This is a genomic window from Thauera sp. WH-2 (genome assembly GCF_048321015.1).
Lineage (GTDB): Bacteria > Pseudomonadota > Gammaproteobacteria > Burkholderiales > Rhodocyclaceae > Thauera.
Genome location: NZ_JBLWFG010000005.1, coordinates 1 through 23,555, shown reverse-complemented (window position 1 = coordinate 23,555; position 23,555 = coordinate 1). Strand labels below are relative to the sequence as shown.

At 65.4% G+C, this 23,555-nt stretch carries 24 protein-coding genes; 6 read left to right on the top strand and 18 right to left on the bottom strand.

Annotated elements, in window-relative coordinates; all coding sequences use genetic code 11:
* On the top strand, window positions 1-1,611 hold the full coding sequence (locus tag ACNKW1_RS09740; protein WP_418364394.1) for a hypothetical protein: 1,611 nt from the start codon (window positions 1-3) through the stop codon (window positions 1,609-1,611).
* Here the strand turns inward: ACNKW1_RS09740 and phoR are convergent.
* The gene (gene phoR / locus ACNKW1_RS09735) at window positions 1,598-2,914 is read right to left on the bottom strand and encodes a phosphate regulon sensor histidine kinase PhoR (RefSeq protein ID WP_418364393.1); all 1,317 of its coding nucleotides are present in this window, start codon (window positions 2,912-2,914) and stop codon (window positions 1,598-1,600) included. The genes ACNKW1_RS09740 and phoR overlap by 14 nt on opposite strands.
* 26 nt (window positions 2,915-2,940) lie before the next feature.
* Complete coding sequence (gene phoB, locus ACNKW1_RS09730) at window positions 2,941-3,651, bottom strand: phosphate regulon transcriptional regulator PhoB (RefSeq protein ID WP_418364392.1); 711 nt, start codon at window positions 3,649-3,651, stop codon at window positions 2,941-2,943.
* 155 nt (window positions 3,652-3,806) lie between these two features.
* On the opposite strand from phoB, the gene ACNKW1_RS09725 reads away from it, so the two are divergent.
* The 4 genes from ACNKW1_RS09725 to ACNKW1_RS09710 all read left to right on the top strand — a co-directional run bounded on the left by ACNKW1_RS09725 (window position 3,807) and on the right by ACNKW1_RS09710 (window position 6,615).
* Window positions 3,807-4,235: a gamma-butyrobetaine hydroxylase-like domain-containing protein gene (locus ACNKW1_RS09725; protein WP_418364391.1), complete on the top strand. Its 429-nt coding sequence runs from the start codon at window positions 3,807-3,809 to the stop codon at window positions 4,233-4,235.
* 7 nt (window positions 4,236-4,242) lie between these two features.
* On the top strand, window positions 4,243-4,980 hold the full coding sequence (gene ubiE / locus ACNKW1_RS09720; RefSeq protein ID WP_418364390.1) for a bifunctional demethylmenaquinone methyltransferase/2-methoxy-6-polyprenyl-1,4-benzoquinol methylase UbiE: 738 nt from the start codon (window positions 4,243-4,245) through the stop codon (window positions 4,978-4,980).
* A gap of 19 nt (window positions 4,981-4,999) precedes the next feature.
* Entirely contained in the window at window positions 5,000-5,860 is an 861-nt protein-coding gene (locus ACNKW1_RS09715) for a Tim44 domain-containing protein (RefSeq protein ID WP_418364389.1), read from the top strand.
* 173 nt (window positions 5,861-6,033) lie between these two features.
* Window positions 6,034-6,615: a ubiquinone biosynthesis accessory factor UbiJ gene (locus tag ACNKW1_RS09710; RefSeq protein WP_418364388.1), complete on the top strand. Its 582-nt coding sequence runs from the start codon at window positions 6,034-6,036 to the stop codon at window positions 6,613-6,615.
* Window positions 6,616-6,684: 69 nt separating this feature from the next.
* Here ACNKW1_RS09710 and ACNKW1_RS09705 read toward each other — a convergent pair whose 3' ends face one another.
* The 9 genes from ACNKW1_RS09705 to ACNKW1_RS09665 all read right to left on the bottom strand — a co-directional run bounded on the left by ACNKW1_RS09705 (window position 6,685) and on the right by ACNKW1_RS09665 (window position 13,596).
* The gene (locus tag ACNKW1_RS09705; protein WP_418364387.1) at window positions 6,685-7,110 is read right to left on the bottom strand and encodes a F0F1 ATP synthase subunit epsilon; all 426 of its coding nucleotides are present in this window, start codon (window positions 7,108-7,110) and stop codon (window positions 6,685-6,687) included.
* A 53-nt stretch (window positions 7,111-7,163) separates the two neighbouring features.
* On the bottom strand, window positions 7,164-8,564 hold the full coding sequence (gene atpD, locus ACNKW1_RS09700) for a F0F1 ATP synthase subunit beta (protein WP_418364386.1): 1,401 nt from the start codon (window positions 8,562-8,564) through the stop codon (window positions 7,164-7,166).
* A gap of 26 nt (window positions 8,565-8,590) precedes the next feature.
* The gene (gene atpG / locus ACNKW1_RS09695; protein ID WP_094269682.1) at window positions 8,591-9,460 is read right to left on the bottom strand and encodes a F0F1 ATP synthase subunit gamma; all 870 of its coding nucleotides are present in this window, start codon (window positions 9,458-9,460) and stop codon (window positions 8,591-8,593) included.
* Window positions 9,461-9,481: 21 nt separating this feature from the next.
* Window positions 9,482-11,020, bottom strand: coding sequence for a F0F1 ATP synthase subunit alpha (atpA, locus tag ACNKW1_RS09690; protein ID WP_418364385.1), 1,539 nt, complete (start codon window positions 11,018-11,020; stop codon window positions 9,482-9,484).
* Between the two features lie 12 nt (window positions 11,021-11,032).
* Window positions 11,033-11,566 (bottom strand): F0F1 ATP synthase subunit delta, encoded by a 534-nt coding sequence (locus ACNKW1_RS09685; protein WP_418364384.1) that lies wholly within the window; start codon window positions 11,564-11,566, stop codon window positions 11,033-11,035.
* A 3-nt stretch (window positions 11,567-11,569) separates the two neighbouring features.
* Window positions 11,570-12,043 carry a F0F1 ATP synthase subunit B gene (locus ACNKW1_RS09680; RefSeq protein WP_418364383.1) on the bottom strand — a complete coding sequence of 158 codons (474 nt, stop codon included), beginning with the start codon at window positions 12,041-12,043 and terminating at the stop codon, window positions 11,570-11,572.
* 47 nt (window positions 12,044-12,090) lie between these two features.
* Entirely contained in the window at window positions 12,091-12,336 is a 246-nt protein-coding gene (gene atpE, locus ACNKW1_RS09675) for a F0F1 ATP synthase subunit C (RefSeq protein WP_002925444.1), read from the bottom strand.
* A 64-nt stretch (window positions 12,337-12,400) separates the two neighbouring features.
* On the bottom strand, window positions 12,401-13,252 hold the full coding sequence (gene atpB, locus ACNKW1_RS09670; RefSeq protein ID WP_418364382.1) for a F0F1 ATP synthase subunit A: 852 nt from the start codon (window positions 13,250-13,252) through the stop codon (window positions 12,401-12,403).
* A 2-nt stretch (window positions 13,253-13,254) separates the two neighbouring features.
* Complete coding sequence (locus ACNKW1_RS09665) at window positions 13,255-13,596, bottom strand: ATP synthase subunit I (protein ID WP_418364381.1); 342 nt, start codon at window positions 13,594-13,596, stop codon at window positions 13,255-13,257.
* Window positions 13,597-13,811: 215 nt separating this feature from the next.
* Between ACNKW1_RS09665 and ACNKW1_RS09660 the strand changes: the two genes are divergently transcribed.
* Window positions 13,812-15,134 carry an MFS transporter gene (locus ACNKW1_RS09660; protein WP_418364380.1) on the top strand — a complete coding sequence of 441 codons (1,323 nt, stop codon included), beginning with the start codon at window positions 13,812-13,814 and terminating at the stop codon, window positions 15,132-15,134.
* 12 nt (window positions 15,135-15,146) lie between these two features.
* Here ACNKW1_RS09660 and ACNKW1_RS09655 read toward each other — a convergent pair whose 3' ends face one another.
* The 7 genes from ACNKW1_RS09655 to ACNKW1_RS09625 form a co-directional block, all read right to left on the bottom strand.
* Window positions 15,147-15,998, bottom strand: a complete 852-nt coding sequence (locus ACNKW1_RS09655; RefSeq protein WP_418364379.1) for a ParB/RepB/Spo0J family partition protein — start codon at window positions 15,996-15,998, stop codon at window positions 15,147-15,149.
* A gap of 14 nt (window positions 15,999-16,012) precedes the next feature.
* Entirely contained in the window at window positions 16,013-16,783 is a 771-nt protein-coding gene (locus ACNKW1_RS09650; protein WP_418364378.1) for a ParA family protein, read from the bottom strand.
* A gap of 116 nt (window positions 16,784-16,899) precedes the next feature.
* Window positions 16,900-17,553 carry a 16S rRNA (guanine(527)-N(7))-methyltransferase RsmG gene (rsmG, locus tag ACNKW1_RS09645; protein ID WP_418364377.1) on the bottom strand — a complete coding sequence of 218 codons (654 nt, stop codon included), beginning with the start codon at window positions 17,551-17,553 and terminating at the stop codon, window positions 16,900-16,902.
* Window positions 17,550-19,481, bottom strand: coding sequence for a tRNA uridine-5-carboxymethylaminomethyl(34) synthesis enzyme MnmG (mnmG, locus tag ACNKW1_RS09640; RefSeq protein WP_418364376.1), 1,932 nt, complete (start codon window positions 19,479-19,481; stop codon window positions 17,550-17,552). Before mnmG ends, rsmG begins: the two co-directional genes overlap by 4 nt.
* A gap of 169 nt (window positions 19,482-19,650) precedes the next feature.
* Window positions 19,651-20,448 (bottom strand): enoyl-CoA hydratase-related protein, encoded by a 798-nt coding sequence (locus ACNKW1_RS09635; RefSeq protein WP_418364375.1) that lies wholly within the window; start codon window positions 20,446-20,448, stop codon window positions 19,651-19,653.
* Between the two features lie 11 nt (window positions 20,449-20,459).
* A complete protein-coding gene (locus ACNKW1_RS09630) occupies window positions 20,460-22,640 on the bottom strand; it encodes an acetate--CoA ligase family protein (protein WP_418364374.1) in 2,181 nt (726 codons plus the stop codon).
* Window positions 22,641-22,644: 4 nt separating this feature from the next.
* Entirely contained in the window at window positions 22,645-23,427 is a 783-nt protein-coding gene (locus ACNKW1_RS09625; RefSeq protein ID WP_418364373.1) for an enoyl-CoA hydratase/isomerase family protein, read from the bottom strand.
* Window positions 23,428-23,555: the final 128 nt, after the last annotated feature.

Below are 23,555 nucleotides of genomic sequence, written 5' to 3'. Positions count from 1 at the left end.
ATGGACTACGCCCAACCCGCCTTCTGCCTGGAACTCCTGCAAAAGCTGCACCCGATCGATTTCCGCACCACCCACGCAACCCTGGTCCGCATCATCGACGGGCTCCTGCATGCCCGGCCGGCACCCAACCAGCACCTGGAGGTGCTGGAGGCCGCACGTGAAACCTTGAGCTTCGTCCAGGGAGAACTGGCACGCACCTACTGCACCCGCCCACTGCCTCCCAATCAGGACGAGAACAACGACTTCGGCCGGGTTACCGGGCTGTGGAGGGCAATGGCAAAGTCATATGCGCGTCTTGCCGAAGCCGCCAGCCCGGCAGGCCTGCTTGATGACCAGCGCGCACTGCTGGCCCAGCGCTGCCTGTTCTACGAAGGTCAGGCGCTGATCGAGCACTTCCGTGCGCACCGCGGAGTATCGGCGGGCGCCTGGCAGGCCGTTCATGCCGCGTACGCGGCGGCCGTGCACAACGGTGTCGCGCGCGTGCGGGTCGGAGAGCCACTTAACGAGATCTGGCGCGCACAGAGCCCGCACGAGGCCTACATCTCCACGCTGCTGGTGGAGTTGGCGAACCCCTATGGCCGCAGCGAACGCGAACTGAACTGGGTGGTGCGCTGGGCGCAGCGCTTCGCACCCTACTGCACCCTCGACCGCAGCTTCGACGGACACAAGCCCACCGCCTATGGCGTCGACACCGAACACGATTGCGGCCTCAAGCCCCTCGGTCTGATGCAGCGCACCGACTCACTGCTGCGCTTCGACGGCAGCGCGCTGGCCAGCCAGATCCAGGCCGTGCTGACGCAGTTCAAACGCGGTGTCAAACCCGCTTCACTCGGCCTGGGCGAAGACTGTCCGACCAATGCTTGCGCGCGCTTGCTGCTGTCCCTGTACCGCCCTTGGGGTCTGGCCTCTTCCGGGCGACGCTTCCCACGCCGCAGCAAGAGCGGCGAGATTGGACTCACCGGGGACTGGCTTGCGATCGGCTTCGCGATCAAGGGTGAGTTGTTCCAGCAACCTGCAATCGAAGCGCCCAAAGGCAAGCTGCGCGACGACATCTCGCTCTTCACCTTCGGTGAACGGGTCCCGATGGCGGACAACCCGGACAAGGCGCAACAACGCCGCCAGGAACAGGCGATGAACCTGGGCTTCGATCTGGAGAGCTGGGACCTGCTCGACCAGTCGGTAGGCGGGTTCCGCCTGCAGAGCCGGGGAGATGCAGCCCGGCTCGAGCACCACCAGCTCATCGGCATCGACCCGCACGACGGTGAGAAGATCCTCCTCGCCGATCTGAGCTGGCTGATGTACCGCGAGGACAGCACACTTGAGATCGGCATCAATATCCTGCCGGGAATTCCTCGCGTTGTGGCGGCCCGCCAGCTAGCGCCGGGCGGGCGAAACCCCTTCCATCAGGCCTTCATGCTGCCGGCCTCGCCGGCACTCAAGACACCGGCATCCCTCGTGCTGCCTTCGATGTGGTTCCAGGCCGACCGCGGCATCGAGATCCGGGACGGAGACCAGATGCGCCACCTGAAGCTGTGCAAGCTGTTGCTGCGCGGCGCCAACTTCGACCAGTGCAGTTTCGACGCCGTGGACCAGCCGCTCAGCCAGACTTGAGACGCGAAGCCGGGAACAGGATCGCAAACCGGCTTCCCGCGCCGGGCTGGCTTTCGATCTTCAGCTCACCCTGGTGGCGGGTGACGATGTGCTTGACGATCGCCAGCCCCAGACCGGTGCCCCCCGTCTCCCGCGAGCGGCTCCGGTCCACGCGGTAGAAGCGCTCGGTGATGCGCGGGATATGCACCGGGTCGATGCCGATACCATCATCGCGTACCCAGTACTCGCCGCCGCCCTCACCCGCCCGCCAGCCGATCTCGATATGTCCCCCCGCAGGCGTGTAGCGCACTGCATTGCTCGCCAGATTGGAGAACGCACTGTGCAGCTCCTTGCGGCTCCCGAGCAGTTCGCCCCCCCCGTCGAGCGCGAGGCGAATCTCGTGGCGGCCCGCCGACAGCAGCTCGGTTTCCCTGAAGACTTCGTCCACCAGCTCGGACACATCCACCGGTGCCTCGCCGACCCCTGGCGCGCCGGTCTCTAGCGCGGACAGGGTGAGCAGCTCCTCGATCAGGCGCTGCATGCGGGTGGATTGCTCGCTTGCAAGGGTCAGAAAGTGGACGACATCCTCGCGCGAGAAGTCGTCCAGGCCGTCGATCAGCGTCTCGAGGAAGCCGCCGACCACCGTGAGCGGCGTGCGCAGCTCGTGCGACACATTGGCGACGAAGTCCCGCCGCATGTTCTCCAGACGCTCGAGCTGTGAAACATCGCGCGAGAGCACCATGCGTCGCCCCGCCGCGAGCGGAACCACCTCGATCTGCAGGCTGCGGTCGCGTCGTCGCGCCGGGTGCATGACCAGCGGCTCGGCCGGATGAGTGGACCGGAGATAGGCAACAAACTCAGGCTGACGCACGAGGTTCTGCAAAGGCGCGCGCAGGTCATTGCGGCGGTCGAGGTCGAAGTGCTGTTCGGCCATCGGGTTCATCCACTCGATGAGGTCGTCCTCGCCCAAGTAGATCACACCGTCCGGCATCGCCATCGCGGCCTGCTGGAACCGCCCGAGCTCGGCGGACAGGCGCTCCTTGACCTCGCACTCACGCTGGATGCGACCACCCAGCTCGGCAAAAACCTGCCCCCACAGGCCCTCGCCCTGCGGCGCCGGGGTGCCGACGGGCTGACGCGCCCACGCCACCAGCAGTCGCAGGTTGCGTGCGAGCATGATCGATGCGCCGAGGAAGCCCACGAAGATCAGGGCCAGCGCTGCATCGGCGCCGCGATAGAGCCCGGCGAGCGCGGCGAGCCCGAAGAGCGCAACGACCGGCGTGGCAACGCCAAGGGTGACGAAGCGGAGGGAGAGCCGGCTCATGGGCATCGCAGGCGGCGGCCTCTGCCTCAGGCGGGGGTGGCGGGGTTCGCCACCTGGACCGAGAAGCGATAGCCGCTGCCGCGCACAGTCTGGATCAACCCATCGTGGCCGCTGGTCTCGAGCGCGCTCCGCAGCCGGCGGATATGCACATCGACCGTACGCTCCTCGACGAATACGTGGTCGCCCCAGACCTGGTCCAGCAACTGGGCACGCGAATGCACCCGCTCCGGATGCGTCATCAGGAAGTGGAGCAGGCGAAACTCGGTCGGCCCGAGCGACAGCGCAGCCTCTCCTGCGGTGACGCGGTGAGTGGCGGGGTCCAGACGCAGCCCACCAAGTTCGACCGCGTCCTCGGTGACCTGCGGCGCGCGGCGCCTCAGCACCGCCTTGATGCGCGCGACGAGTTCGCGCGGGCTGAACGGCTTGGTCACATAGTCATCGGCACCGATCTCCAGACCGGTGACCTTGTCCTGCTCCTCACCGCGTGCGGTGAGCATGATGATCGGCAGCTCGCGCGTACGCTCGTCCGCACGCAGGCGGCGTGCGAACTCCACGCCCGAGGCACCGGGCAGCATCCAGTCCAGCAGGACGAGATCGGGCAGCGCCTCGCGCACGATGCGCTGTGCGGTTTCGGCATCGGCGGCGCGCACCACATGGTGACCGGCGCGCGCCAGGTTGGCGGCGATCAGCTCCTGGATCGCAGGCTCGTCTTCCACGAGAAGAATGTTCGCTGGCATGCCTGAACTCCCTGTTGTCGGCAGGCGCAGTGTATTTCAGGTCCTTGACGCTTTGATGACAGGTCATGGAAGCGAAACAGACCCGCGCCCGACTGGCCGGAAACCAGCCCCGGCGATTCGGGTATGATTGTGGCCCCTGAACCGGGATTGACGCCATGGCCGGACTCGACGAAACCACTCCGATCCCTACCGAGATCACCCTGCACAGCCTGTCGAAGCTTCTCGAGATTGCCTTCGACGACGGCAGCCGCTTCACGCTTCCCTTCGAGTTCCTCCGCGTCTATTCGCCGTCGGCCGAAGTACGCGGACACGGCCCTGGGCAGGAAACCCTGCAGCAAGGCAAACGCGACGTGGACATCGTCGACATCCACCCTGTCGGCAACTACGCGATCAAGCCGGTGTTCTCCGACGGCCACGACAGCGGGCTGTATTCATGGGACTACCTGTACTCCATCGCCAGCCACCAGGAAGAACTCTGGAGCGCGTACCTGGAGGCGCTGGAGCGCAACGGTGGCACGCGCGACCCCGCCAAGGTCCCTCCTCCGCCTGCCCGCGCCAAGGGCGGGTGCGGCCATCAACACTGAGCAGATCATGCGTGACAAGACGACCCATTTCGGCTTCGAGACCGTCGCCGAGGAAGTGAAGGAAAAGAAGGTGGCCGAGGTCTTCTCCTCGGTGGCGCAGAAGTACGACGTGATGAACGATCTCATGTCCTTCGGACTGCACCGTCTGTGGAAGCACTTCACCATCCAGATCTCGGGCGTGCGGGAGGGCGACCGCGTGCTCGACGTCGCCGGCGGCACTGCGGATCTCTCGCTTGCGTTCGCACGCAAGGTGGGCCGCAGCGGACAGGTGTGGCTGACGGACATCAACCACGCCATGCTTTCAATTGGCCGCGACCGCATGGTCGACCGCGGCTACGCCATGCCCGCAGCACAGTGCAATGCCGAGAAGCTGCCCTTCCCGGACGACTGGTTCGACTGTGTCACGGTCGCCTTCGGCCTGCGCAACATGACCCACAAGGACGCAGCCATCGCGGAGATGCGGCGCGTGCTGCGTCCGGGCGGCCGCCTGCTGGTACTCGAGTTCTCGCGCGTCTGGAAGCCGCTGTCGCCGATTTACGATCTGTACTCCTTCAAGCTCTTGCCCTGGATGGGCGCGAAGGTGGCAGACGATGCGGACAGCTATCGCTATCTGGCGGAATCCATCCGCATGCACCCCGGTCAGGAAGAATTGAAGGCGATGATGGAACAAGCCGGCCTCGGCCGGGTCGACTACTTCAACCTGACGGCAGGCGTCGTCGCCCTGCACCGCGGTTACAAGATCTGAACCTGGAGACAAACGCACAATGAAGCACCTTCTCATCACGCTGCTGGTTGCCGTCGTATCGTTCGGCTTTGCGGTTCCCGAAGCCGAAGCCAAGCGCCTTGGGGGCGGCAGCAGTTTCGGCATGAAGCGCAACGCCACCCCGCCGGCGCAGCAACCACGTCAGCCCGCCGCCACGCAGCAGCAGGCCCCAACCGCTGGCGCGGCCGCGCAGCCCAAACGCTCGTGGATGGGCCCGATCGCGGGCCTCGCAGCGGGTCTCGGTCTCGCCGCGCTGTTCTCGCACCTCGGCCTCGGCGAGGGCTTTGCGAACTTCGTGATGCTGCTCCTGCTCGCTGCGGCAGCCTTCTTCCTGTTCCGTCTGATCTTCCGTCGCGGGGGCGCATCCAGCCGCCAGGGTGGCCTGCAGTACGCAGGCGCACAGGCGGGCAGCGGCGCACCCGCTGCCTTTCAGGCACAACAGCCGCTGACGTCGGGCGCCCCGGCCAACACCGGCCTTGAACGGGCCCGCGCGTCCGGCTTCGACGCCGACGGCTTCGCCCGCCAGGCCAAGCTCAACTTCATCCGCCTGCAGGCGGCCAACGACACCGGCAACCTCGACGACCTGCGCGAGTTCACCACCCCCGAGGTGTTCGCGGAGCTCGCCATGCAGATCAACGAGCGTCGCGGCGCAGAACAGCGCACCGACGTGGTCGAACTCGATGCAGAGGTGATCGACGTGGCCGAAGAGGACAGCCGCTACGTGGTCAGCGTGCGCTTCAGTGGTCTGCTTCGCGAACAGACGGACGCGGCGCCGGAAGCCTTCAGCGAAATCTGGCACCTTACCAAGCCGCTTGCCGGCAGCGGCGGCTGGCTGATCGCTGGGGTCCAGCAGTCTCAGTGAGCCGGCGGGTGCTGTGGCGCGGCCCGCAGGCCGCTCCTGTGCACGCGACAGCATGAAGGTCACGATCGCGCCACCGGGCGCGATCCGTTTTTTCATGCCGGGGCCGACCCAGGCGGTCGCTGCACCAAGTCCGGCCAATGCGTCGCGCACGCTCTCCCGAAAAGGCTTGAACCATGCTTTCCAGCGTCTTTCTCTCCGCCACCAACCATCTCCTCTCCCAATCTGGCTGGGCGCGTCAGCGGCTGCAGCCCCACGCCGGACGCACGGCACGCCTGGCGCTTGCTCCGCTCGGGGAGATCGACTTCTGCATCGCGGCCGACGGGCAGTTTTCAGAGTGGGCGGGTGAAGGCGAGCCCGAAGTCACGCTCCGCTTCGCACTCGCCGAACTCCCGCAACTGCTTGCCAATGGCCTCGGCTCTGCGATGCGCCACGTACGCATCGAAGGTAACGCCGAGTTTGCCGAGGCGCTCGGCTTCGTGTTCCGCCATCTGCGCTGGGACGCAGAAGAGGATCTGTCCCGCCTGTTCGGGGACATTGCCGCGCACCGGATTGTGGGCAGTGGACGCAAGGTGCTCGATGAAGGCAAACGCTCGATGGAGCGCGCTGGCGGCAGCCTTGCAGAATACCTGACCGAGGAGGCCTCCGTGCTGACTCCCCGCGCCTTCCTTGTTCCCTTCACGCAGCAGCTCATCGCCTTGCGGGACGACCTTGCACGTCTGGAAAAACGTGTCACGAAGCTGGAACGGAAGCACTGACGGGTCGCGCGCAGAACATCTGAAAAAAAAGCAGCCCGTAGGCTGCTTCTTTGCTGCTAGCGGCTGCGATCAGTGGCCGCGCTTACGCAGACGCTGGATTGCGGCCAACTGCGCAACCGCCTCCATGAGCTCAGCCTGGGCCTTGGCGTAGTCCAGACGTGCGGTCTGGTTCGCCATGGCTTCCTCTGCCTTGCGCTTGGCTTCGAGCGCCTTTGCTTCGTCCAGATCCTTGCCCCGAATCGCGGTATCGGCAAGCACCGTCACCAGACCCGGTTGAACCTCCAGCAGGCCACCCGCGACGAAGACGAGTTCCTCTTCAGTCGCATTCTGGGCACGCACCCGCACCGCACCCGGCTTGATCCGGGTCATGAGCGGCATGTGTCCAGGCAGGATGCCGAGTTCACCCGTCTCGCCAGGCAGCGCGACGAATTCCGCCAGCCCGGAGAAGATCTGCTCTTCCGCGCTGACGATGTCGACGTGAACCGTCATAGCCATGTCGTTTCCTTTTCAAATCCGCGCGGCACCGAAGCGCCGCGCGGGCGGACGAATTACTGCAGCTTCTTCGCCTTCTCGATGGCCTCGTCGATGTTGCCGACCATGTAGAAGGCCTGTTCCGGCAGACTGTCCAGTTCGCCGCTGACGATCATCTTGAAGCCCTTGATCGTATCCTTCAGCGAGACGTACTTGCCGGGCGAACCGGTGAACACTTCCGCCACGTGGAAGGGCTGCGACAGGAAGCGCTGGATCTTGCGCGCACGGGCCACGGCGAGCTTGTCTTCCGGCGACAGTTCATCCATGCCCAGAATCGCGATGATGTCGCGCAGTTCCTTGTACTTCTGCAGGGTCTGCTGGACCTGGCGGGCGACACCGTAGTGCTCTTCACCCACGACCAGCGGATCCAGCTGGCGCGAGGTGGAGTCGAGCGGATCGACTGCGGGGTAGATACCCAGCGCGGCGATGTCACGCGACAGCACCACGGTGGAGTCCAGGTGCAGGAAGGTGGTCGCAGGCGAGGGGTCGGTCAAGTCGTCCGCCGGCACATACACCGCCTGGATCGACGTGATCGAGCCCACCTTGGTGGAGGTGATTCGCTCCTGCAGACGGCCCATTTCCTCGGCCAGCGTCGGCTGGTAACCCACCGCGGAAGGCATACGGCCCAGCAGCGCGGACACTTCGGTACCGGCCAGGGTGTAGCGGTAGATGTTATCCACGAAGAACAGGATGTCACGGCCTTCGTCACGGAAACGCTCGGCCATGGTCAGGCCGGTCAGCGCCACGCGCAGACGGTTGCCCGGGGGCTCGTTCATCTGGCCGAACACCATCGCGACCTTGTCGAGAACGTTGGAGTCCTTCATCTCGTGGTAGAAGTCGTTACCCTCACGAGTACGCTCACCCACGCCAGCGAACACCGACAGACCGGAGTGCTGCTTCGCGATGTTGTTGATCAGCTCCATCATGTTCACGGTCTTGCCAACGCCGGCGCCACCGAACAGGCCCACCTTGCCGCCCTTGGCGAACGGGCAGATCAGGTCGATCACCTTGATGCCGGTTTCGAGCAGCTCGACCGACGGCGACAGCTCGTCGAACTTCGGCGCCTTCTGGTGAATCGCGCGCAGCTCGTCGGTCTCGATCGGGCCGGCCTCGTCGATCGGGCGACCCAGCACGTCCATGATGCGGCCCAGCGTGCCGTGACCAACCGGAACGGAGATCGGCTTGCCCGTGCCGGAAACCTTCATGCCGCGGCGCAGGCCGTCGGAAGAACCCAGCGCGATGGTACGCACCACGCCGTCGCCGAGCTGCTGCTGGACCTCGAAGGTCAGGCCAGCTTCGGCGAAGGAGTCGGCAGCGTCCTCGAGCTTCAGGGCGTCATACACCTTGGGCATCGATTCGCGCGGGAACTGGATGTCCACCACGGCGCCGATGCACTGAACGATCGTACCTTGACTCATCGTCATATCCTTAAATCAATAATCCGTTACACCGCGGCGGCGCCGCCGACGATTTCCGACAGCTCCTTCGTGATTGCGGCCTGGCGGGTCTTGTTGTAGACCAGCTGCAGTTCGCCAATCACGTTCTTGGCATTGTCGGAAGCGGCCTTCATTGCCACCATGCGCGCGCTCTGTTCGGATGCCATGTTCTCGGCCACGGCCTGATAGACCAGCGCCTCGACGTAACGTACCAGCAGCTCGTCGATGACAACCTGCGGATCCGGCTCGTAGAGATAGTCCCACGAGCTGTCGGGCGTGCCCAGCTTCTCGCCGGTGAGCGGGAGCAGCTGCTCGAGCACCGGTTCCTGCTTCATGGTGTTCACGAAGCGGGTGTAGGCCAGGTAAACCGCGTCGAGCTCGTCGTTCTGGAACGCGTCGAGCATGACCTTGACCGGACCGATCAGCTTTTCCAGGTGCGGGGTGTCACCCAACTGGGTGACGTTCGACACCACCTTGGCGCCCATGCGCTGCATGAAGCCCAGACCCTTGTTGCCGATTGCGCAGGCACGGATCTCGGTCACGCCCGAGGACTCCCAGTCCTTCATCGCGTTGAGCGCGATACGCTGGACGTTGGTGTTGAGGCCACCGCACAAACCCTTGTCGGTGGTCACCAGGATCAAGCCCACCCGCTTGACCTGGTCCTTACGGACCAGGAAGGGGTGCTTGTAGTCGGTCACATTGGCCTGGGACAGGTTCGCGGCGAGTCGGCGGATCTTTTCGGCAAAGGGGCGGGCAGCACGCATCCGGTCCTGCGCCTTGCGCATCTTGGACGCAGCCACCATCTCCATGGCCTTGGTGATCTTGCGCGTGTTTTGCACGCTCTTGATCTTGGTACGGATTTCCTTACCGCTAGCCATATTCCGTCTCCCTCGCCGGCCTTAGGCCCAGCTCTTCTTGAACTCGGCGATCGCAGCAGCCAGGGTCTTTTCGCCGTCGGCGTCCAGTTCCTTCTTGCTCAGGATCGAAGAGACCAGAGCAGCCTGCTTGGTCTTGACGAACTGCAGCATCGCAGCCTCGAAGGCCAACACGCGACCCACGTCAACGTCGTCGAAGTAGCCGTTGTTCACCGCGTACAGCACGATGGCCATGTCGGCGATCGACATCGGCGAGTACTGGGCCTGCTTCATCAGTTCGGTCACGCGGCGGCCACGCTCGAGCTGCTTGCGGGTCGCATCGTCCAGATCCGAGGCGAACTGGGCGAACGCGGCGAGTTCGCGATACTGCGCGAGGTCGGTACGGATACCGCCGGACAGCTTCTTGACGACCTTGGTCTGCGCGGCGCCACCGACGCGGGACACCGAGATACCGGCGTTGATCGCGGGACGGATACCGGCGTTGAAGAGGTCGGTTTCCAGGAAGATCTGACCGTCAGTAATCGAGATCACGTTGGTCGGCACGAAGGCGGACACGTCGCCGGCCTGCGTCTCGATGACCGGAAGAGCGGTCAGCGAACCGGTCTTGCCCTTGACTTCGCCGTTGGTGAACTTCTCAACGTAGTCTTCGTTGACGCGCGCGGCGCGCTCGAGCAGGCGGGAGTGCAGGTAGAACACGTCACCCGGGTAGGCTTCACGGCCCGGCGGACGACGCAGCAGCAGCGAAACCTGGCGGTAGGCCCAGGCCTGCTTGGTCAGGTCGTCATAGACGATCAGCGCATCCATGCCGCGGTCGCGGAAATACTCGCCCATGGTGCAGCCGGCGTAGGCGGCCAGATACTGCATGGCAGCCGATTCCGACGCGGTGGCGGCGACGACGATGGTGTATTCCATCGCGCCGTTCTCTTCCAGCTTGCGCACGACGTTGGCTACAGTCGAAGCCTTCTGGCCGATGGCCACGTACACGCAGTACATGTCCTGGCCCTTCTGGTTGATGATCGCGTCGACCGCGACCGCAGTCTTGCCGGTCTGGCGGTCACCGATGATCAGCTCGCGCTGGCCACGGCCGATCGGCACCATCGAGTCGACCGACTTCAGGCCGGTCTGCACCGGCTGCGAAACCGACTTACGGGCGATGACACCCGGAGCGACCTTCTCGATCTTGTCGGTGAGCTTGGCGTTGATCGGGCCCTTGCCGTCGATCGGCTGACCCAGCGCATTCACGACGCGGCCGACCAGTTCGGGGCCGACGGGCACTTCGAGAATGCGGCCGGTCGCCTTGACGATGTCGCCTTCGGTGATGTGCTCGTACTCGCCGAGGACCACCGCGCCGACGGAATCACGCTCGAGGTTGAGCGCCATGCCGTACGTGTTGCCGGGGAACTCCAGCATTTCGCCTTGCATGACGTCGGTCAGACCGTGAACGCGGCAGATACCGTCTGTGACGGAAACCACCGTGCCCTCGTTGCGCGACGTGGCAGCGAGCTGCAGGTTCTGGATCCGGCTCTTAATCAGATCACTGATTTCAGAGGGGTTGAGTTGCATGTATGTATGCTCCTAGTTCTTAAGCGCAGCGGCCATGTTCGCGAGCTTGCCGCGGACCGAGGCGTCGATCACTTCGTCGCCCACGGCGATGCGGACCCCACCGATGAGTTCGGGGTCGATGCTGACATTGACATTGACGGCGGCCTTGAAGCGGTCTTCGAGGTCTGCCTTCAACGCTGCCAGCGCGGCATCGTCGAGCGGGAAGGCGGAGGCGATTTGGGCCTCCAGGACGCCTTCGTGTTCGTTCTTCAGTTGAACGAACAGGTCACGGATCTCCGGAAGCACCAGCAGACGGTCGTTGTCCACGAGAACACGAACGAAATTCTGCTGCTCGGCGGTCAGGTCCCCGGCAACGCCGAGCACCAGCTCATGGAGCTGGCTCGACGACAGACTGGGGTCGCTGAAACACGCCTTCATGCCGGAGTCGGCCGCCACGAAGGCAAGCCGGTCCAGCGCTTCCGACCAAGGCCCCAGCGCATCTGCCCCGCGAGCCAGCTCGAAGGCGGCATCCGCATAAGGGCGCGCGATGGTGACGTTCTCGGCCATGACTTAGTGCAGTTCCTGTTTCAGGTTGGCAAGCAGTTCAGCATGCACCTCGGCATTGATCTCGCGGCGCAGGATCTTCTCTGCACCTGCGATCGCCAGATGAGCGACCTGGTCGCGCAGGGCTTCCTTGGCACGCTGGGTGGCGGCGCCGGCTTCGGTCTCGGCGGCCTCACGGGCGGCGGAGATGATGCGGCTGGCTTCGGCGCGGGCTTCGTCGATCAGCTGGCTCGCCTGCTTTTCAGCGGAGGCGCGCACGTCACCCGCGGATTCGCGGGCCTTGCGCAGTTCCTCGACGACCTTCTTTTCGGCGAGCGCCAGATCGGCCTTGGCCTTGTCCGCAGCTGTCAGCCCGTCGGCGATTTTCTTCGCACGCTCATCCAGTGCCTTCACGATGGGCGGCCACACGAATTTCATCGTGAACCACGCCAGAATGAAGAACACAACGAGCTGGGCTATCAGGGTTGCGTTCAAATTCACGGTTCTTGGCCCTCAGGTTGGTTCAAAAAAGGATGAACTCGAACCGATCAGAGCTGGAACGGGTTGGCGAAGGCGAACATCATGGCGATACCAACGCCGATCAGGAACGCGGCGTCGATCAGACCGGCGAGCAGGAACATCTTGGTCTGCAGCGCGTTCATCAGCTCGGGCTGACGGGCCGAGGCTTCGAGGTACTTGGAACCCATGATGCCGATACCGATACAAGCACCGATGGCACCCAGACCGATGATCAGACCAGCAGCCAGAGCAACAAAACCCAGAACGTTTTCCATGACGACTCCTTAGTGGGGAAGTGAGTTTAAAAACCAGGTACTGCGTTGAAGATGAAACCGGAACTTAGTGGCTTTCGTGGGCCTGACCGACATACACCAGCGTCAGCATCATGAAGATGAAGGCCTGGAGCGTGATGATCAGGATGTGGAAGATCGCCCACACGGTGCCTGCGACGACATGCCCCAGGAATCCGAAGACCGTGGCCGTACCACCGAGCAGCGCGATCAGGATGAAGACCAGCTCGCCTGCATACATGTTGCCGAACAGTCGCATGCCGTGAGAGACCGTCTTGGCGACGAACTCGATGATCTGCATCGCGAAGTTGACCGGATAGAGCAGCGGGTGGCTGCCGAAGGGCGCAGTGAAAAGCTCGTGAACCCAGCCGCTCACGCCCTTGATCTTGATGTTGTAGTAGAGGCACAGCAGCAGCACGCCGGTCGACATCCCCAGTGCCGCGGAAAGGTCCGCAGTTGCGACGACGCGCATGTAGGCGTGGGCCGGATCACCACCACCGGCGGCGTACACACCCTCCCAGATCCGCGGCAGAAGATCGACCGGCAGCAGGTCCATCGCGTTCATCAGGAAAATCCACACGAACACCGTGAGCGCGAGCGGAGCCACGAAGCGGCGCGATTCCGCGCTATGGACGATGCCCTTGGCCTGGTCGGCGACCATCTCGACGAGCATCTCGACGAAACCCTGGAAGCGTCCGGGCACACCCGAGGTGGCCTTGCGGGCTGCGAGCCACAGCAGAAAAACGGTGAGCAGGCCGAGCGAGATCGAGTAGAACATCGAGTCGATGTTGATCACGCTCCAGTCGACGATGTTTTCTTGCGCGTGTCCGGTGTTGTTGAGGTGCGTCAGGTGGTGAATGACGTACTCGGATGCGGTGGGGGCGTGCCCTTCTGTAGCCATGGTCAGGTCTTTACCAAAAATGCAAACAAATTCGCCTTAAGTGCCAGGATCAGGCCGACCAGCATGCCCCCCCAATGGAGGTCAGGGTAGACGGCCCACACAAGCACCAACAATCCCACTATCGAGGCGATCTTGATGAACTCGCCTGCGACGAAGGCGGTCACAGTCGCCGAACCGGTCTTGCGCGTGATGGCCGACAAGCGCATCGCGAACATCCAGCTTGGCAGCACGCATGCCAAACCTGCCCCTGCGGCGGAGATCGCACCAGCAACGCCGAACAGCGCGCCCGAGAGCAGCACTGCAACGAGTGTTGCGACCAACTGCAGTATGACAGCTTTAAGCATCGGTGTTGTCGCGTCAGCGCTCACGGCGCTGGCGACCGCCCAAAATCCCGCGGATGGTAGGGGTTAACCGCAGCAAAGTCAAACTTCCGGTGCAATGCAGCATAGTGCAGGGAACGTAGTTTTGTATCTTATACAAGACGGTGGGCTCAGCGTACCACTTGACGACGCCTGATCGCGGCAGGAGGATCCATTTCGGGGTGCTCCAGGGAAGCAGGATGATCAGAACCCGCAAGGCCAGCCGCCGTGAGATCTTCGGCTGGGCCATGTTCGATTTTGCGAACCAGGCCTACACGCTGCTGATCATCACGGTGGTGTTTGGCGACATCTACACGCGCATCGTGGTGGGCGACGCACCCGGCTACCGTCTTGGCAACCTGCTGTGGAGCGCGGCGCTGTGCCTGAGCTACGCCATCGTGGTGGTGAGCGCCCCCCTGCTCGGGGCGGTGATGGATCACGCGCAGGCGAAGAAGCGCCTGCTCTTCGCGAGCTACGTGCTCACGGTAGCCAGCACCGGCATGCTCTACTTCGTCGAGCCCGGCCACGTCTGGCTTGGCTTCGTGCTGATCGTGCTCTCCAACGCCGCATATTCCGCCGGCGAGTCCTTCATCGCGAGCTTTCTACCCTTTCTTGGCGACAGCACGGAGCTTGGGCGCATCTCGGGCTATGGCTGGGCGCTCGGCTACGCAGGCGGGCTGGTATCGGCCGGATTCGTGCTCGCCTTCCTGGGCGAGGTCAGCGCGGAGAACTTCGAGCGCATCCGCTGGGTGGGCCCCTTCGCAGCTGCATTCTTCCTGCTCGCCGCCATCCCGACCTTCATCTGGCTGCGCGAACCGGCCTGCGGTCGACATCGCACACTGCAGCCCGCGGTGATCTTCAGCGCCTACGGGCGCCTGCTGCGGACAGTCCATTCGGTGGCAGAGTTTCCCGATCTGTTCCGGCTGTTCATCTCCATCCTGTTCGCGATGGCCGGCGTTTATGTGATCGTGGCCTTCTCGTTCATCTACGGCGCGCAAGTGATCGGCTGGAGCGAAGCCACCCGCGCGCAGATGTTCGTGATCGTCCAGATCACCGCCCTTCTCGGTGCGCTCGCTTTCGGCGCGCTGCAGGACCGCATCGGCGGTCGCGTCACGTATGCGCTCAGTCTGCTTCTGTGGGTGTTCGCAATCCTCGCGATCTACTTCGTGGAAGCGCTGACGGCAACCCTCAACGGCACGCTGGGGCTGACGCTGGAGGCGGAGCGGGTGTTCCTCTTTGCAGGATTGCTTTCGGGGCTGAGCCTGGGTTCAAGCCAGTCGGTCGGACGCGCACTGGTCGGAATGTTCGCCCCGGAGAGCCGCGCCGCCGAATTGTTCGGTTTCTGGGGTCTGTTCAGCAAGCTTGCGGCAATCTTCGGCATCTTCGCCGTGGGCCTGCTGCAGTGGCTGTTCGGGCTTCAGGGCGCAGTGCTGTTCTGCATCGCGCTTTTCGCCGCGGCACTGGTGCCGCTGGCCGGGGTCGATGAAGCACGCGGCATTCGCACGGCACGGCAAAAAAAATGAAGCCGCGGAGGCTCAGCGCAACCGACCGAGCAGTCCGTCGAGCTGGTCCAGGCTGCCGAAGCGGATCGTGAGCTCGCCGGCCCCTTTCTTGCTGGTCTTGATCTTCACCGTGGCGCCAAGCGCGTCCGAGACTTCCTCCTCCAGCCGCAGCAGGTCGCGGTCGGGCGGGGGTGCGGGCTTCTTCTGGCGCGGGTTGAGGACCTGCTGCACCAGGCGCTCGGTATCGCGTACCGAAAGCTGGCGCGCAGCGACCTGGTTCGCGAGCTGGATCTGACCGGCACCATCGAGCGGCAGCAGCGCGCGTGCATGGCCCATGTCGATATCGCCTGCCATCAGCAATTCCTGCACCGGTTTGACCAGGTTGAGCAGGCGCAGCAGGTTGGACGCGGCCGGGCGCGAACGGCCGACGGCGTCGGCGGCCTGCTGGTGGGTCATCTCGAACTCGTCGATCAGGCGCTGGATGCCGCTGGCCTCCTCGAGCGGGTTCAGGTCCTCGCGCTGGATGTTCTCGATCAGCGACATCGCCAGCGCGGCTTCGTCGGGAATGTCGCGCACCAGGCAGGGCACCTCGGCCAGACCGGCGATCTGCGACGCGCGCCAGCGGCGCTCGCCCGCGATGATCTCGTAGGCGTCGTCGCCCACCGGGCGCACCATGATCGGCTGCATGATGCCCTGCGCCTTGATCGAAGCGGCGAGCTCCTCGAGCGAGCCCGGGTCCATGCGCGTGCGCGGCTGGTACTTGCCCGGCTGCAGCGCGATCGTGGGCAGCATCTGCAGCTCGCCCTTCTCGGCTTCGTCTTCCTGATTGGCCGCCAGCAGCGCATCGAGTCCGCGGCCGAGGCCCTTGAGTCTGGGTTTGTTCATGGTCTTGTCCGGGTTCAGAAGGTCTTGGCGCGCTCGATCATCTCGTGGGCGAAGGCCATGTAGGCCTGGGCGCCCTTGGCGGCCTTGTCGAACACCACGCCCGGGATGCCGTGGCTGGGCGCCTCGGCCAGGCGCACGTTGCGCGGCACGATGGCGCGGAACACCTTGTCGCCGAAATGGCCCTCGAGCTGCGCCGAGACCTGTTGCTGCAGGGTCACGCGCGGGTCGAACATCACACGCAGCAGGCCGATGATCTTGAGGTCGCGATTGAGGTTGGCGTGCACCTTCTTGATGGTGTTCACCAGGTCGGACAGCCCCTCGAGCGCGTAATACTCGCACTGCATCGGGATGATGACGCCGTTGGCGCAGCACAGGCCATTGAGCGTCAGCATGGACAGCGAGGGCGGGCAGTCGATGAGGACGAAGTCGTAGTCGGCATCGAAGGCGGCCAGCGCATTGCGCAGACGCTTCTCGCGCTGCTCGAGGTTCACCAGTTCGACCTCGGCGCCCGCCAGATCGCGGTTGGCCGGCAGTACGTCGTAGCCACCAGTCGGCGAGGTGACACGCGCCCCGGCCAGATCGACCAGGCCGACCAGCAGGTGGTAGATCGAACTCTTCAGGCTGCGCTTGTCGATGCCACTGCCCATCGTCGCGTTGCCCTGCGGGTCGAGATCGATCAGCAGCGTGCGCTGCCCGGCCTGTTGCAGCGCGGCGGCGAGGTTGACGCAGGTGGTGGTCTTGCCCACCCCGCCCTTCTGGTTGGCAACGCAGAAAATCTTGGCCATGGTCGAATCAGGCTATTCCATTTGCAGGGATCGCACGCAGAGCGCGAAACCCGGAGTGTACTTCAATGCGGCGGCGCATCAGCCGGAGTGACGCACATCATCACCCCCGCGCAGTGTCACGCGCGACGGATGACGAGCAGATGACGCTCGGCGTCCAGGCCGGGCACGGTCAGCGCCTGGGTCTCCGTCACCGTCCAGCCCGCGGGCAAGGCAGCAACCTCGTCAGCCGGATTGACGCCCTTCATCGCGTACAGCGCGCCGCCCTCCGCGACGAGGTGGCCGGACAGGTTCACAAAATCCGCCAGGCTGGAGAAAGCGCGCGAGATCACGCCGTCGGCCGCGCCACCGGGCAGGGCGTCGGCCTGCACCTGCTCGACGCGCTTGTTGAACACGCCGAAGTTGCCCAGGCCAAGTTCGATCTTCGCCTGCTGCTGGAAGCTCGCCTTCTTGCCCACGGTCTCGATCGACGTGACGATCAGCCCGGGATGCACGATGGCCAGCACCACGCCGGGCAGCCCCCCACCGGAGCCGATGTCGGCCAGCCTGTTCACCGCGCCCAGATGCGGCAGCACTGCCAGCGAGTCGAGCAGGTGGTGGGTGATGAGCTCCTGTGGATTGCGGATCGCGGTGAGGTTGTAGACCTTGTTCCACTTCAGCAGCAGTTCGCCGAAAGCGAGCAGGCGGTCGACGGTTTCCTGCGGCAGGGCAAGGCCAAGCGCGGCGATGCCCTCGGCCAGCTGCCCTGCGTAGGCTTGCAGACGTCCGCTCATGCCGCCGGCCTCCGCACCGCCTCATCGCTCGCCGCGCCACCGGCCCGGGCCGCGAGGTCGCGGCGCTTGAGCCACACCAGCAGCAGCGAGATGGCCGCCGGGGTCACGCCCTGGATACGACCGGCCTGACCGATGGTCTCCGGCTTGTGCAGGTTGAGCTTCTGCTGCACTTCCTTGGACAGGCCGCGCACCTGCGCGTAGTCCAGGTCGACTGGCAGGCGGGTGGCCTCGGCCTGCGCCTGCTTGGCGACTTCCTCCTGCTGTCGGTCGATGTAGCCCTGGTACTTGGCGGCGATCTCGATCTGCTCGATCACCTGCGGATCGGTCTCGCGCTCTTCCGGCGCGCCGGGCAGGCTCATCAGGGATGCGTAGCTGGTCTCCGGCCGGCGCAGCAGCTCGAAGTAGCGCTGCTCGCGCTCGAGCGCCTTGCCGAGCACGCGCGCCTGGTCATCGGCGGGAATCGCCTCCGGTCGCGCCCACGCGGCCTTCAACTGCGCGGTGCCGCGCTCGATCGCTTCGCGCTTGGCGCAGAAGGCGGCCCAGCGTGCGTCGTCGACCAGGCCGAGCTCGCGGCCCTTCTCGGTGAGGCGCAGGTCGGCGTTGTCCTCGCGGAGCGACAGGCGGTACTCGGCGCGCGACGTGAACATGCGATAGGGCTCGGCTACGCCGCGAGTGATCAGGTCGTCCACCAGCACGCCGAGGTAGGCCTCGTCGCGGCGCGGACACCAGGGTTCGCGGCCCTGCACCTGCAGCGCGGCGTTGGCGCCGGCCAGCAGGCCTTGCGCGGCGGCTTCCTCGTAGCCGGTGGTGCCGTTGATCTGGCCGGCGAAGTACAACCCGCCGATCGACTTGGTCTCCAGCGAGGACTTGAGGTTGCGCGGGTCGAAGTAGTCGTACTCGATCGCGTAGCCGGGGCGCAGGATGTGGGCATTCTCCAGACCGCGGATGCTGCGCACGACCGCAAGCTGCACGTCGAAGGGCAGCGAGGTGGAAATGCCGTTCGGGTAGATCTCGTGCGTCTCCAGGCCTTCGGGCTCGAGGAAGATGTTGTGGTGATCCTTGTCCGCGAAGCGGTGGATCTTGTCCTCGATCGACGGGCAGTAGCGCGGGCCGACGCCCTCGATCACACCGGAATACATCGGCGAACGGTCGAGGTTGGCGCGGATCACGTCATGCGTGCCTTCATTGGTCTGCGTCATCCAGCACGGCAACTGGCGCGGATGTTGCTCGGGACGACCGAGGAAGCTGAACACCGGCACCGGGTCGTCGCCCGGTTGCTCGGTCATCACCGAGAAGTCGATCGTGCGCGCATCCAGCCGTGGCGGGGTGCCGGTCTTCAGCCGCCCCTGCGGCAACGCCAACTCCTTGAGCCGCGCGCCGAGCGAGATCGCCGGCGGGTCGCCCGCTCGCCCGGCGGAATAATTCTGCATCCCCACATGCACCAGACCGTTGAGGAAGGTGCCCGCGGTCAGCACCACCGCCGGGGCCTCGAAGCGCAGGCCGATCTGGGTGACCACGCCGGTCACGCGGTCGCCAACCACGGTGAGGTCGTCCACCGCCTGCTGGAACAGCCACAGGTTCGGCTGGTTCTCCAGCCGGCGGCGGATCGCCGCCTTGTACAGCACGCGATCGGCCTGGGCGCGGGTGGCGCGCACCGCCGGCCCCTTGGAGGCGTTGAGGATGCGGAACTGGATGCCGCCCTCGTCGGTGGCTGCGGCCATCGCGCCGCCGAGCGCATCGACCTCCTTGACCAAGTGGCCCTTGCCGATGCCGCCGATCGAGGGGTTGCAGCTCATCGCGCCGAGCGTCTCGATGTTGTGGGTGAGCAACAGCGTGGCCGCGCCCATGCGCGCCGCGGCGAGCGCGGCCTCGGTCCCGGCGTGACCGCCGCCGACCACGATGACATCGAAACGGGTGGGGTAGAGCATGAGGCGCTCCGTGCTGCGAGGCGTGAACAAGGGGCGTAATTCTACGCCTTCAGCGCCCGTGCGAATAGGTTCCGCGCCAGTGTTTCACGGAATTTCACATTTTAAACAGCAGCTTACCCGGGCAAGAAAAACTGTGCCGCCGCACCGTGGGCGCGGCGGCGGGCATGGCTCAGCGCTTCTGCGCCGCCAGCATGCGATGCACCGCCTCGAGGTGCTCGGGCTCGTTGTGACACATGCCTTGGAAGGCCGCACACAGGTCGAGGAAGTCCTTCAGCTCCATGCGCTGCGCCATCTTCATCAGGCGCTTGGTCAGGCGCAGGGCCTTGGGCGGCTGGGCGGCAAAGCGCGCGGCCAGGGCCCGGGCGCGTGGCAGCAGCTGCTCGGGCTCGACTACGTCGAGCACGATGCCCAGCGCCTTCGCCTCTTCGGCGCCGACGATGCGCCCGGACAGCGTGAGCTCGAAAGCCTGCTGGTAGCCGATCAGGCGCTGCATGAACCACGCACCGCCGTCGCCCGGGATAATGCCCAGATTCAGGAAGGTCTCGCCGAACTTCGCCTTCGTCGAAGCGATGCGGATGTCGGCCATGTTGGCGAGATCGAAGCCGGCGCCGATCGCCGGTCCGTTGACCGCGGCGATGATCGGCACCTCCACCGCCTGCAGCGCGAGCGGGATGCGCTGGATGCCGCGGCGGTAGCGGGCGGCGACCTCGGCCACGTCACCGGCGAAGTCGCCGCCGCGCTCGGCCATGTCCTTGACGTTGCCGCCGGACGAGAAGGCCGCGCCGGCGCCGGTCATCACCAGCACCGAGACTTCTTCGCAACCGTTGATCCAGTCGGCCACGGCGCAGAGGTCGTCGATCAGCGCCGAGCCGGTGAGCGCATTGCGCAGATCATCGCGGTTGAAGGTGAGGGTGGCGACGCGATTGTCGACGTCGAGCAGCGCGTCGGTGAGCTGGGGCAGGTTCATGGACGGTCCTCTCAGGGGTTGAGCACGCTGCGGTTGGTGATGATGCGGGCATCGACCACGGCGTAGCCCTCAGGGTAGGCGATGACCGGGTTGAGGTCGAGCTCGGAGAGCTGCGGGTAGGCGGTGACGATGCTCGACACCTTGAGCAGCAGCTCCACCAGCGCGGCCTTGTCGACCGGCGGCTCGCCACGCACGCCGGCGAGGATCTTGCGCGCCTTGAGCTGCTCGACCATGGACTCGGCGTCGCGGCGAGACAGCGGGATGGCGCGGAAGGCCACGTCCTCGAGGATCTCGACGAAGATGCCGCCGAGGCCGAACATCAGCACCGGACCGAAGATCGGGTCGCGCACCACGCCGACGATGACCTCCGTGCCCTTCTTCGCCATCGGCGTCACCAGCACGCCGCGGATGTCGGCGTTGGCGTCGTAGGCGCGGCAGCTCGCCATGATCTGCTCGAAGGCCTCGCGCAGCGCGGCCTCGCCGACCAGGTTGAGCTTGACGCCACCGGCGTCGGACTTGTGCAGGATGTCCTTGGAGACGACCTTCATCGCCAGCGGTTGCTCGCCGAACGCGTCCGCCGCCGCGGCGAGCTCGTCGGGCGTGCGCGCCACGACCTCGCCCGCCACCGCCACGCCATGGGTGCGCAGCAGGGTCTTGGCCTCGTACTCGTACAGGTCGCGGCCTTCGGTCTGCGCGCGCGAGAACATGGCCTGCATGGTCTCGTCAGGCGCCACGCTTTCCTGCAGCGGCTGGCCGTGCTGCCAGGCGAGGTACTGGCCGCGCTCGCCCAGCGCCTGCAGCACCTTCACCGCGTATTCGATCGAGGCATACACCGGCACGCCGGCCTCGTGCAGGCGGCGCAGCGCGGGCGGCTTGACCGGCGCGTACAGGCTGTAGATCACCAGCGGCTTGTCACCGCGGCGGGCGAACTCGATCATGGATTCCGCCGCGCGCATCTCGCCGCCCAGCAGCGATTCGGCGAAGCGGGTGTGGTAGCCGCCGAACATGCCGACCAGGAACACCGCATCCACGTTGTCGTCGTCGGCCACGATCTCCACGCAGCGCGCGAGCACTTCGGGGTCGGCGTCCGAACTCCCCGCCACGTCCACCGGATTCACCAGCGAGGCTTGCGGGAACAGGACTTCAGCCAAGCGCTTGCGTGTAGCCTCGGAGAGCTCGGCCAGCGCCAGCCCGGCCTCGGACAGGCGATCGGAAGTAATGGTCGCCTGACCGCCGCCGTCGGCGATCACCGCAATGCGCTTGCCGCGCGCCTGCTGCATCAGCGCCAGGCCTTCGGCCACGGGCAGGATCTCGTCGGAGTTGTGCACCACGCTCACGCCGACCTGGCGCAGCAGATCCACCGTCATCGCGTAGCTGCCGGCGAGCGCGCCGGTGTGCGAGCTGGCGGCCTTCTTGCCGAGTTCGGTGGCGCCGGACTTGTACACCACCACCGGCTTCACCGGCGTGATCTCGCGCGCCGCCTGCAGGAAGCGCTGGCCGTCGCGGAAGCCCTCCACGTAGAGCGTGGCCACGCGGGTGTGCTCGTCCTCGCCCAGGTAGCGCAGGTAGTCGTTGAAGCCCACATCGGTCTGGTTGCCCGGGCCGACGTAGGTCGAAAAGCCCACGTGGCCGTTGTACTCGGCCTCCAGCACCAGCGACAGCAGCATGTTGCCCGACTGCGAGATGAAGCCGATGTCGCCCGGCTTGGCGGTGCGCAGGTCGAGCAGGTTCACGTTCTTGTGCAGGTTGAACATGCCCGAGGTGTTGGGACCGATGATGCGCACGCCGCCGGCACGCGCGGCGTCAAGCACCTCCTGCTCGAGCTTCGCGCCCTCGGGGCCGGTCTCGCGGAAGCCGCTGGCGAGGATCACAGCGCCTTTCACCCCCTTGCGCCCACATTCCGCCATCAGCCCGGGCAGGGTCTTGGCCGGCGTGCAGATCAGCGCCAGGTCGATCGTGCCGGGCACATCGTCGAGCGAGGCGCAAGTGGGCACGCCGAGGATCTCGGACACCTTGGGGTTGATCGGGTAGACCTTGCCGCGGTAGTTGCCCTTGATCAGACCGACCATGGCCTTGTAGCCGCGCTTGGTGGGGTCAGTCGAGGCGCCGATGATGGCGATGGCGTCGGGCGCGAGAAAGTCGTGCAGGGCGCTCTTGTGGGCCGGTGCGGTCTGGATTGTCGTCTCGGTCATCGTGTCATTCCCCCTTGAAGACGGGTGCGCGCTTCTCGGCAAAGGCATCCACGCCTTCTTGCCAGTCCTTCGTCGTACCAACGAACATCATGCCCTCGAGCTCCGCGGTGAGGCAGGCGTCGAGCGTGCGCTCGGCCGACAGGTTGAGCTGCTTCTTGGCCAGCGCCATCGAGAACGGCGCCTTGCCCGCCACCTTGCGCGCGAACTCGCGCGCGGTATCGAGAAAGCCTTCGTCTGCGAACACGCGGTTGGCCAGCCCGATGCGCACCGCCTCCTCACCCTGGATGCGCTCGCCGAGGAAGACCAGCTCACGCGCCTTGGCCAGCCCTACCAGGCGCGGCAGCAGCCAGGTGACGCCACCGCCGAGGAAATTGCCGATCGAGATCTCGGGCAGGCCGATCTGCGCGCTCTCGGCCATGAGCAGGAAATCCGAGGCGATCGCGATCTCGGCGCCGGCCCCCAGCGCGTAGCCATTCACCGCGGCGATCACCGGCTTGTCCAGGTGCAGCAGGCGGTGGCAGGCGTCCTGCTCGCCCTTCAGATACTGGCGGCGGTCGAAGGCGGTGCGGCCGGCCTTGTGCGCCTTGAGGTCGGCGCCGACGCAAAAGGCGCGGCCTTCGCCGGTAATCAGCACCACACGCGCGTTGCCGTCCCGCTCGGCACAGGTGAGCGCATCGTTGAGCTCGTCATAGAGCTGCTGAGTCACGGCATTGAGGCGCTGCGGACGGTTGAGGCGGATCTCGGCGATGCCATCGCGCAGTTCATAAAGGATGGTTTCGTAGCGCATCGGGGTCTCCTGTCGGGGGTGGGAGGAAAGGCTGTTCGGTGAGGGCTGGTCAGTATGGGCGGATCAGTGGCTCAGGCCTGCGTGCGCTCATCGGCGAGCGCCGCGGCGCGTTCGGCCGCACGCCTGCT